The 10052-nt window shown below is 68.6% G+C and carries 9 protein-coding genes and 1 pseudogene; 3 read left to right on the top strand and 7 right to left on the bottom strand.

Annotated elements, in window-relative coordinates:
* From ACTOWL_RS36725 to ACTOWL_RS36715, 3 genes are all read left to right on the top strand, one after another.
* Nucleotides 1-561: winged helix-turn-helix domain-containing protein (locus ACTOWL_RS36725; protein ID WP_441326260.1), on the top strand; the 561-nt coding region annotated here is incomplete at its 5' end.
* A gap of 204 nt (nt 562-765) precedes the next feature.
* Nucleotides 766-1578 carry an MBL fold metallo-hydrolase gene (locus tag ACTOWL_RS36720; RefSeq protein ID WP_441326259.1) on the top strand — a complete coding sequence of 271 codons (813 nt, stop codon included), beginning with the start codon at nt 766-768 and terminating at the stop codon, nt 1576-1578.
* A complete protein-coding gene (locus tag ACTOWL_RS36715; RefSeq protein ID WP_441326258.1) occupies nt 1575-2471 on the top strand; it encodes a class I SAM-dependent methyltransferase in 897 nt (298 codons plus the stop codon). Before ACTOWL_RS36720 ends, ACTOWL_RS36715 begins: the two co-directional genes overlap by 4 nt.
* A gap of 169 nt (nt 2472-2640) precedes the next feature.
* Here ACTOWL_RS36715 and ACTOWL_RS36710 read toward each other — a convergent pair whose 3' ends face one another.
* The 7 genes and pseudogenes from ACTOWL_RS36710 to ACTOWL_RS36680 all read right to left on the bottom strand — a co-directional run.
* Nucleotides 2641-2940, bottom strand: coding sequence for a type II toxin-antitoxin system TacA family antitoxin (locus tag ACTOWL_RS36710; protein WP_441326257.1), 300 nt, complete (start codon nt 2938-2940; stop codon nt 2641-2643).
* Between the two features lie 252 nt (nt 2941-3192).
* On the bottom strand, nt 3193-4356 hold the full coding sequence (locus ACTOWL_RS36705; protein ID WP_441326256.1) for an ABC transporter permease: 1164 nt from the start codon (nt 4354-4356) through the stop codon (nt 3193-3195).
* On the bottom strand, nt 4353-5351 hold the full coding sequence (locus ACTOWL_RS36700; RefSeq protein ID WP_441326255.1) for an ABC transporter permease: 999 nt from the start codon (nt 5349-5351) through the stop codon (nt 4353-4355). Before ACTOWL_RS36700 ends, ACTOWL_RS36705 begins: the two co-directional genes overlap by 4 nt.
* Before the next feature lie 37 nt (nt 5352-5388).
* The gene (locus ACTOWL_RS36695) at nt 5389-7290 is read right to left on the bottom strand and encodes an ABC transporter substrate-binding protein (RefSeq protein ID WP_441326254.1); all 1902 of its coding nucleotides are present in this window, start codon (nt 7288-7290) and stop codon (nt 5389-5391) included.
* A complete protein-coding gene (locus ACTOWL_RS36690; RefSeq protein ID WP_441326253.1) occupies nt 7287-9176 on the bottom strand; it encodes an ABC transporter ATP-binding protein in 1890 nt (629 codons plus the stop codon). Before ACTOWL_RS36690 ends, ACTOWL_RS36695 begins: the two co-directional genes overlap by 4 nt.
* A 13-nt stretch (nt 9177-9189) precedes the next feature.
* Entirely contained in the window at nt 9190-9756 is a 567-nt protein-coding gene (locus tag ACTOWL_RS36685; RefSeq protein WP_441326252.1) for a hypothetical protein, read from the bottom strand.
* Nucleotides 9753-10052, bottom strand: a pseudogene (locus ACTOWL_RS36680) (hypothetical protein); the annotation flags it as partial. The pseudogene ACTOWL_RS36680 and the gene ACTOWL_RS36685, both read right to left, overlap by 4 nt.

Raw genomic sequence — 10052 nt, 5'->3', positions numbered from 1 at the left:
GCCGACGCGATCGTCGATGATGCCCTCCTTGACGACTCTGGGGGCGCTGGTCCGGCGCCCGAGACGCTGTGCGGCCGGCTGCGCGACTCCGGCCTCGCCGGGCCGATCCTGGCGATCGGCGACCGGGCCGAGCGCTTCGCCGACGCCGATGCGACGCTGCGCCCGCCGATCCGGATCGGCGTGCTGCTGACCAGCCTGCGCGCCGCCCTGGCCCGGCGCGGCCAGGCCCGGCCGGACCCCGATCTCGGCCCCTACCGCTTCGACCCCACCGGCCTGCGCCTGATCCACACCACCGACGGGCGGGAGATCCGGCTGACCGCCAAGGAGGCGGCGATCCTGCGCCATCTGCGCCGGCAGGACGGCGCCAGGGTGCCGCGCGACGCCCTGCTCGACGCCGTGTGGGGCTATGCCTCCGGGGTCGCCACCCACACGGTGGAGACCCATATCTATCGTCTGCGGCGCAAGATCGAGGCCGACCCGGCGCGGCCGGCGCTGCTGCTGACCGTCCCCGGCGGCTATGCCCTGGGCGGGCAGGGGCCGGGCGAGGAGAAAGGGCCGTGACTCCGGCGATGCATCCTGTGACGGGCGACACAGACACGGGGGCCCGGCCGTGTTTCACCATCAATATGTCGAAAAGACCTTTTTTCTCGACTCGTGCGACTCGGTGCGCGAATGTTTCCTCCGCCGGCGTCCTCGGACGTGACGGATGGTTTCCCGCGCGCCGAGAGTCAGACTGACGCGCCTATGGCGAAGACGAGCGACCTCATGCTCCGGTTCTGGGGTGTTCGCGGCAGCATCGCCTGCCCGGCCTCCTGCAACATGCGCTACGGCGGGAACACGAGCTGTATCGAGATCCGGCGCGGCGACGACCTCCTGGTCATCGACGGCGGCACCGGTCTGCGCGACCTCGGCCACCGGCTGATGGAGGAGGGGCGGCCGGATGTCGACGTCTTCTTCACCCACACCCATTGGGACCATGTCTGCGGCGTGCCGTTCTTCAAGCCGGCCTACGCCAAGGGCCGCAAGGTGCGTTTTTGGGCCGGCCACCTGAAACCGCAGAACAAATCGATCTATTCGGTGTTGTGCGAGACGATGATGGCGCCGCTGTTCCCGGTGCCGATCGGCGTCTTCCAGGACTGCGAGTATCACGATTTCGACTGCGGCACCCCGATGGAGCCCTTCCCGGGCATCACGCTCAACACCTGCTGGCTCAACCACCCGAACCTCGCCTGCGGCTACCGCATCGATGTCGGGGGCAAGAGCATCTGCATCATCACCGACACCGAGCACCGGCCGGAGGGTGTGGACCCGATCATCGCCGATTTCGTTCGCGGCGCCGACATCATGGTGTATGACGCCATGTTCACGGATGAGGAGTATCCGAGATTTGTCGGCTGGGGCCATTCGACCTGGCAGGAGGCACTCAAGCTCGCGGATGCGGCGGATGTCGGCCGGGTCGTGCTGTTCCACCACGATCCCAATCACGATGACGCGTTCCTGGACCGGATCGCGGATGCCGCCGACCGCCGGCGTCCCGGGACGCTGGTCGCGCATGAAGGCATGACGTTGCACCCTTGAGCTCACATACAGTTCCTCCCGATCTCGGCCGCCGCCTGCGACGCTGGCGCCTGGGCCTCGCCACGCTGTTCGGCCGCCAGCCGAAGGGCTTCTTCATCCCCTGCAGCTATGCCGACGAGGTGCCGGACACGCTCCTGCCCTATGCCGGGCACGAGGCGCTGTTCCGTTCCTCCGAGCCGGTGTTCCAGGCCGTGCTCGACGTCATCGACGGCTATCGCGACGGGCTCCTGGCGATCGGCGCGACCGAGCGCGAATCGCCGCCGCCGCAGCCGCGCTGGAACCAGGGCTGGTTCGCCCGGCTCGACGCCGCCGCGGCCTACGCCATGGTGCGGGCGCGGCAGCCGGCGCGGATCGTCGAGGTCGGCTCCGGCCACTCCACCCGCTTCATGATCCGGGCGGCGGTCGATGGCGACCTGGCGATGGAGTTCACCGCCATCGACCCGGCGCCGCGGGCCAGCATCGCCGAGCTCGGCATCACCCATCTCGAGCAGACGGTGCAGGAGGCCGGGGTCGAGCCGTATCGCGACCTGGCCGAAGGCGACATCCTGTTCATCGATTCGAGCCACATCGCCATGCCCGGCACCGATGTGGACTTCCTGGTTAACCAGATCCTGCCCTGCCTGGCGCCGGGCGTGCTGGTGCACATCCACGACATCTGCCTGCCCGACCCCTATCCCGACGAATGGGGCTGGCGCGGCTACAACGAGCAGCAGGTGGTGGCCGCGCTGCTGACCGGCGGCGGCTTCAAGCCGGTCTTCGCCAGCCACTACGCGGCAACGCGGATGGCCGAGGCGGTGTCGCGCACCGTGATCGGCCAGCTGCCGCTGCGCGACGGCACGCCCGAGACCAGCCTGTGGCTGGAGAAGGCGTCGCAGCCGCTGGCATATCTGTAGGCATTGAGATGGACTCTCCGACCCTTCCTCGTCATGGCGAGGCGCGGAGCGCCGCGGCCATCCAGTGGTCGGTGCCGCTGGATGGCCACGCCCCTTCGGGGCTCGCCATGACGGGTCAATAGTTTCAGGCCAAAGTGGTCGGTGGTTCGGGCGCCGAGAGCGGCAAGGCTCAGCGCGCCTTCGCGGCGCCCGGCTCCCACGGTGCGGGACGCCTCGCCAACTCCGCCATCTCAGGCACCGGGCGTGCGGGAGCGGACAGGACCGCCATGAAGTCCCCGAAGCCTGCCGGGCTCATACGAATCAGCCGGTTCTCCATCAGCACATCCTCGGCGGCGCGAACGGCTGCATCGCGCACGAAGTCCGAGCGCGACCGGCCGCGCAGGCCGGCAGCCCGATCGATCAGCGCGATGTCGGCCTCGGGGAGGCGCATCGAAATCGGATGGTCCTTGCGGTCGGCGTTGCTGGCCATCGGAATCTCCCATCGGAATGACAGTCCGATCGCAGTGCAAATTGCAATACGATTGTTCATAGGCAATCTGATGAAGAAGTATTTGTCTATTTATTGTCATGCCCGGGCTTGACCCGGGCATCCAGGGAATGTCGATGTCGCTCTGAGTGGCCCCTGGATTGCCGGGTCAAGCCCGGCAACGACAGGAAATACCGAATGCAACGTGGTTCAGTCTCTTCATCCGATTGGCTTGTGATTGTTCGAAGAAACTCTTTACCGGTATGGGTCGGCGGCGTCGCGCAGGCCGTCGCCGAAGAACTGGAAGGCCAGCACCACGATGATCACCGGCAGCACCGGCATCAGCAGCCAGGGGTAGAGCGCGACGACGTTGATGTTCTGCGCCTCGTTCAGCAGCACGCCCCAGCTGGTGACCGGGGGCCTGAGGCCGAGGTTGAGGAAGCTCAGCGCCGTCTCGCCCAGGATCATCCCCGGGATGGTCAGCGTGGCCGAGGCGATCAGGTGGCTCATGAAGCTCGGCAGCAGGTGGCGGAAGATGATCCGCCGCGGCCGCGCGCCCATCAGCTGGGCGGCGACGCAGAAATCCTCCTCGCGCAACGCCAGCAGCTTCGACCGCACCGACCGGGCCAGGCCGGTCCATTCGACCAGGCCGAGGATGATGGTGATGCCCATGAACACCACGATCGGGCTCCAGGTCACCGGCAGGGACGCCGACAGGGCCATCCACAGCGGCAGCTGCGGAAAGCTCTGGATCACCTCGATCAGCCGGTTGACGACGTTGTCGATCCACCCGCCGTAATAGCCGGCGAGGCCGCCGATGACGATGCCGAGCACGAAGCTGACGGTGACGCCGAGCAGCCCGACGGTCAGCGAGATCCGGGCGCCGTAGAGGATGCGGCTCAGCATGTCGCGGCCCAGCCGGTCGGTGCCGAACAGGAAGAAGGTGCCGCGCTCGGGCGGGCAGACCAGATGCAGGTCGGCCTCGAGCATTCCCCAGAACCGGTAGCCGTCGCCATGGCAGAAGAAGCGCAGCGGCTGCGGCTGCGAGCGGTCCTCGGTGTAGACCCGCCGCATCGATTCCATGTCGAGCGAGTACTGGTAGCCGTAGACGTAGGGGCCGACGAAGCTGCCCTCGTGGAAGAACCGCACCTGCTGCGGCGGCGCGTAGATGTGGCCGGTGTGGCGGCTGTCCAGCCCGTAGGGCGCCAGGAACTCGCTGACCAGGATCGAGAGATAGGCCAGCAGCAGCACCGCGCCGGAGATCGTGGCCAGGCGGTGGCGCTTCAGCTTCCACCACATGATCCGCCACTGCGAGGCCAGGAAGTAGCGCTCCTGCTGCGGCGTCAGCGGCGCCTCGAGATAGGGGTCCCAGGGCGCCGGGTTGACGTAGTGCTGGGGCTCGCGGGGCACGTCGCTCATTTCACGGCCCCTCCCGACAGGCGGATGCGGGGGTCGAGCACCGCCAGCGCCAGGTCCGAGACCAGCGTGCCGATCACCGTCAGCATCGCCAGCCACAGCACGAAGGAGCCGGCGAGATACATGTCCTGGCTCTGCAGCGCCGACAGCAGCAGCGGGCCTGCGGTCGGCAGGCTCAGCACCACCGAGACGATGGTGGCGCCGGAGATCAGGTGCGGCAGGATGTTGCCGATATCGGCGATGAACGGGTTCAGCGCCATGCGCAGCGGGTACTTCAGCAGCGCCCGGCGCCGTTTCATGCCCTTGGCCAGGGCGGTGACGTAGTACTGCTTCTGCAGCTCGTCCAGCAGGTTGGCGCGCAGTCGCCGGATCATCGCCGCGGTGCCGGAGGTGCCGATCACGATCACCGGCACCCAGAGATGGCTCAGCACCGAGACGAACTTGGCCCAGCTCATCGGCTGGTCAAGGTATTTCGGGTCCATCAGCCCGCCGATGGAGATGCCGAACCACTGGTTGGCCAGGTACAGCAGCACCAGGGCCAGCAGGAAGTTCGGGGTGGCCAGGCCGAGGAAGCCGAGGAAGGTCAGCCCGTAGTCGCCGACGCTGTACTGGTGGGTGGCCGAATAGATCCCGATCGGGAACGACACCACCCAGATGAAAATCGTGGTGGCGAAGGTCAGCAGGATGGTCAGGAACATGCGGTCACCGACGACAGCGGTCACCTGCATGTTGTACTCGAACGACCAGCCGAAATCGCCGCGCAGGCAGTTGCCCAGCCAGGCCAGGTATTGCAGCAGGAAGGGCTGGTCGAGCCCGTAGTTCTCCCGCAGGAACTGCATCTGGTTGGGGTCGAGCGATTCGCCGCGGCTGCGCAGCTCGTTGACCATGGTGGTCAGGTAGTCGCCGGGCGGCAGCTGGATGATGGCGAAGCTGATGAAGCTGATCGCGAGCAGGGTCGGGATCATCACCAGGATGCGCCGGGCGATATAGCTCAGCATGACATCCTTGCCCCCCGCGCCATGGCCGTCCCCGCTGTCATGGGTCCACCCAGAAGGTGTCGGGGTGGTAGATGCCGAAATGCGCGCCCGGGTCCCAGGACAGGATCCCCTTCTCCGGCACGTTGTGCAGCCGGGTCTTGACCACCACCGGGGCCAGGACCCCCTGCACCGTGCCGATCGAGGTGACCTGGTCCGACTGGATCCGGATCATCTCGCGGATGACGGCGTCGCGCCGGCTCTTGTCGGCGGTGGTGCGCCATTCGTCGTACAGCGCCATCAGCTGCTCGGCGAAGGGCTCGTCCGGCTTCTCCCCGGCGGTGCCGCGAGTCTGCACGTACTGGCCCCATTTCGGGTATTGCAGCCAGTTCTGGTCGACCGGCGCCAGGCCCGACGGCACCGTCGTCGGCGTCACCAGGGCGTTGTCGATGCCGGTCCACACCGACATCACCGTGTCGCCCGAGAAGATCCGCTGCAGGAACACGTCGCGCTGCGACTGGGTGGTGAAGAGGGCGACGCCGATCTTGGCCCAGCTGTCCCGGATCAGCTGCAGGATGTCGGCCTCGATGCTGCGCTCGCCGTTGCTCTCGACCACGATCTCCAGCCGCCGTCCGTTCGGCATCAGCCGGATGCCGTCGCTGTCGCGCTGGGTCAGGCCGGCCTCGTCCAGCAGGGCGTTGGCCTCGGCCAGGTCGAACTGGGTCCACGCCGTCGCCAGCGCCGGGTCGTAGAAGGGCGATTCCGGCAGCACCGTGTTCTGGCTCGGCCGGGCCAGGCCGAAGAACACCACCTGGTTGATCTCGTCCCGGTTGATCGCCAGCGACAAAGCGCGGCGGACACGGACGTCGCGGTTCAGCTTCCGCCAGTCGGGGTCGTTGCAGTTCAGGTTCGGATAGAGGGCGACCTCGGAGCCCAGCGCGGTGGTCCACAGCCGGACCTTGTACTGGCCGGCGGCCTGGCCGGCCTTGAGGAAGCTGATGTTGTCGAAGCGCAGGCCGCGCTGCTGCAGGTCGGCGTCGCCGGCGCCTGCCTTGGCCGGGATCAGCGAGCCTTCGACCACGTTGACGATGACGCGGTCGAGATAGGGCAGCTGCCGGCCCTGGCTGTCGATGCGGTGGTAGTAAGGGTTGCGGACGAAGACGAAGCGGTCGGCAGGCGCCTTGGTGGTGACGACCCAGGGCTCCAGCACCGGCAGGTCGGGGTTGGCCGAATCGATCAGCTTGCTGCGCAGGTTGAACAGCGCCACCCAGTTGCGCATGCCCGCCTGCTTGACCAGCGCCTCCAGGGCCTTGGCGTCGGCGTATCTCTTGTGGAACTGCTTCAGATAGTGTGCCGGCGCGAACAGATAGAGCGGTGCCGGGCCGGCCAGGGCCGGCAGGAACTCCGGGTTCGGCCTGGACCAGGAGAAGCGCACGGTCACCGGGTCCGGATACTCGACCTTCGGCAGCTCGCCCTCGACCAGCATCCGGGTGTCCGGGCCGTAGGGCGACAGCTCCTTGTCCAGCTCCATGTCCTCCCAGGAGAAGCGGAAATCCTCGCTGGTGAAGGGCTGGCCGTCGGACCATCTGTGGCCCGGCCGCAGATGCAGGGTGAACACCTTCTCGCCCTCGACATCGACCGATTCCAGCAGATCCGGATGCAGCTTGAAGTCCGGGCCGTAGCCGACCAGCCGGGCATAGGCATAGGTGTTCATGATCCGGATGTCGCGGGCGCGGGCGACCATCCAGGCGATCTCGCCGCCCGGCTTGCCCGGCTCCTTGCCCTCCGCCGCCATGTCGACGACCGACGGTACCTGCGGCACGCGCTCTGCCACCGGCGGCAGCTTGCCGGCCGCGACGTCCTGCTCGTAGAGCGGCGTCTCGACCAGCACCGGGCCGGCGGCCGCGGGCGGGGCCTGGGCCAGGCCGAGCAGGATCACGAGGAGAGCGAGCCAACGGGTCATGACGCGACCAGCTCCAGCGCGGGCGCTTCGGTGGCGCGGACGAAATGGCCCTTGTCGACCTCGACCAGCCGGCCCGGCTTGTCGGGCCCCAGGGTGAACGGCGCCGGCCACGCCCCGGGGTCGGAGGCCCGGCCGCCCATCAGCGCCGCGAAATCCAGCCGCCGCGACGGGTCGGGGGCCGGCACGGCGGCCAGCAGCGCCTTGGTGTAGGGGTGCACCGGCCGGGCGAACAGCGAGGCGCGCGGCGCCAGCTCCACCACCCGGCCGCGGCACATCACCATGATCCGGTCGGCGATGTAGTCGACCACCGCCAGGTTGTGGCTGATGAACAGATAGGTCAGGCCCAGCCGGGCCTTCAGGTCCTTCAGCAGGTTCAGGATCTGGGCCTGGATCGAGACGTCGAGCGCCGAGACCGGCTCGTCGCAGATCACCAGGTCGGGGCGCAGCGCCAGCGCCCGGGCGATGCCGATGCGCTGCCGCTGGCCGCCGGAGAAGCTGTGCGGGTAGCGTTGCAGGTGGCGGATGTCGAGCCCGACCAGCTCCATCAGCTCCTTGGCGATCGCCTTGCGCTTGGCCGGGGTGCCGATGCCGTGGATGGTCAAGGGCTCGGTCAGGATGTCGAACACCGTCATCCGCGGGTTCAGCGAGCTGAACGGGTCCTGGAAGATGAACTGCATGCGCGGGCGGAAGGCCTTGAGGTCCTGGCCCTCCAGCGCCAGCACGTCGAGCGCCTTGCCGTGGTCGTTGAAGCCGATGCTGCCGTCATCCGGGCTCAGCGCCCGCATCAGGATCTTCGACAGGGTGGTCTTGCCGCAGCCGGATTCGCCGACCAGCCCCAGGCATTCGCCGCGGCGGATGGTGAAGGAGACGTCGTCGACCGCGATGATCCGCTCCTCCCGGCCGCCGCCGAACAGGCCGCTGTTGCGGATGGCGAAGGTCTTCGAGATGCCCTCGACCGTCAGCAGCGGGCCGGCCGCCTCCGCCGCCTCGGTCCAGGTCTTCTTGCCGGTCCCCATCATGTGGCCGTCGGCCTGCCGGATCTCGCGGATCGGCATCAGCCGCTCATGCCCCATGTCGAAGCGCGGCACCGCCCGCAGCAGCGCCCTCAGATAGGGGTGGCGGGGATCGGTGAAGATCGGCCCGAGCGGGCCGGATTCCATCACCTCGCCGCGATACATCACCACCACCTCGTCGGCGATGTTGGCGACGATGCCGAGATCGTGGGTGATGATCATGATCGCCATCCCCAGCTCGGCCTGCAGGTCCTGCATCAGCTTCAGGATCTGGGCCTGGATGGTGACGTCCAGCGCGGTGGTCGGCTCGTCGGCGATCAGCAGGGCCGGGCGGCAGACCAGGGCCATGGCGATCATGGTGCGCTGGCGCAGCCCGCCCGACAGCTCGAACGGATAGGTCTTCAGCGCCCGGGCGGGGTTGGGGAAGCCGACCAGGCGCAGCATCTCGCGGGCCAGGTCGCGCGCCTCGGCCGGGCCGACCGGCCGGTGCAGCCGCACCGCCTCGACGATCTGGTTGCCGACCGTGTGCAGCGGCGACAGCGAGGTCATCGGCTCCTGGAAGATCATCGAGATCCGGCCGCCGCGGATGTCGCGATATTCCGGGCTTTCCTGCGGCAGCTTGGCCAGGTCGACGACCGTGCCCGGCTTGTCCGGGTCGCTGAACAGGATCTTGCCGCCGGTGACCCGGCCGTTGCTGGGCAGGATGCCCATCACCGACTGGGCCAGCACCGACTTGCCGGAGCCGCTTTCGCCGACCACGGCGACGGTCTTGCCGGCCGGCACCCGCAGCGACACGCCGCGCACGGCTTCGAGCGTGCCGCCGGGCACGGCGAAGCCGATGCGCAGATCGTGCAGGCGCAGGATGTCGGTCACCGCGGCGGACCCCTCATTCCTCGGGCCTGTCGGTGGCCGGTCCATCGGCGACGGGCCCGTCTGTAGCGGGGCGAACGCCCCAGCGCTCGGCCAGCCCAGCCTGGGGTGTGACCACCCCGAGCGACATCAGGTTGGCCTGGCTCGAATCGTCGATCGGCAGCGCCCTGGCGACCGCCGCGTCATGCGCCTGCGACACGATCTCGTCGAAGCCGCTGATGGTGGATTCGACCCTGAGGCGCCGGCCGCTGCCGCGCAGGTCCAGCTGCATCCAGCCGCGCTGGCGGTCGCGCCGGACCGAGAAGTAGCGCAGCCGGAAGCCGGACAGGTCGCGCCAGGCGATGCGGGTGCCGAGCGGGCCGTGGGCGACGATGCCCTGGTCGTCGGCCTCGATCACGCTGCGGTGCCGCAGCCAGGTGCGCAGCAGGAAGGCCAGGAACACCAGCGCCGCGGCGCTGAAGGCAACGGCGACGATCCAGTGCATCGGCAGCAGGATCAGCGGCAGCGCGGTCAGCGCCACCCCGGCCGCGCCGCGCGCGTAGTCGCCCCCCAGCTCGGCCATGTCATAGCGGTGGGCGGTCATGTCCGGGCTCCGAACAGGCTGTCGGCATCCGGCCAGGCCACGGCCGGATGCCGGGCCAGCAGCGTCAGCAGGCCGTCGAGAAAGATCCATCCTTCGTCGTCATGCGCCAGGTGGTGGGTCAGGAGGCCGGTCGGCTCCTCCGGGTCGGCGGTGCCGCTGCGGCGGTCGGCCAGATGGCGCAGGACCGGCGCCAGCGCCCGGTCGATGCCGGCGAAGCCGCGGCCGCCGCGCCAGTCGATCGGATCGGCATGGGTGTTGCGCTGCGCCACGCCCGGCCCGGCGTCGCGGGCGCCGCC

Source organism: Inquilinus sp. CA228 (assembly GCF_052078665.1).
Classification (GTDB): Bacteria; Pseudomonadota; Alphaproteobacteria; order DSM-16000; family Inquilinaceae; genus Inquilinus.
This window is presented reverse-complemented; position numbering and strand designations above follow the sequence as displayed.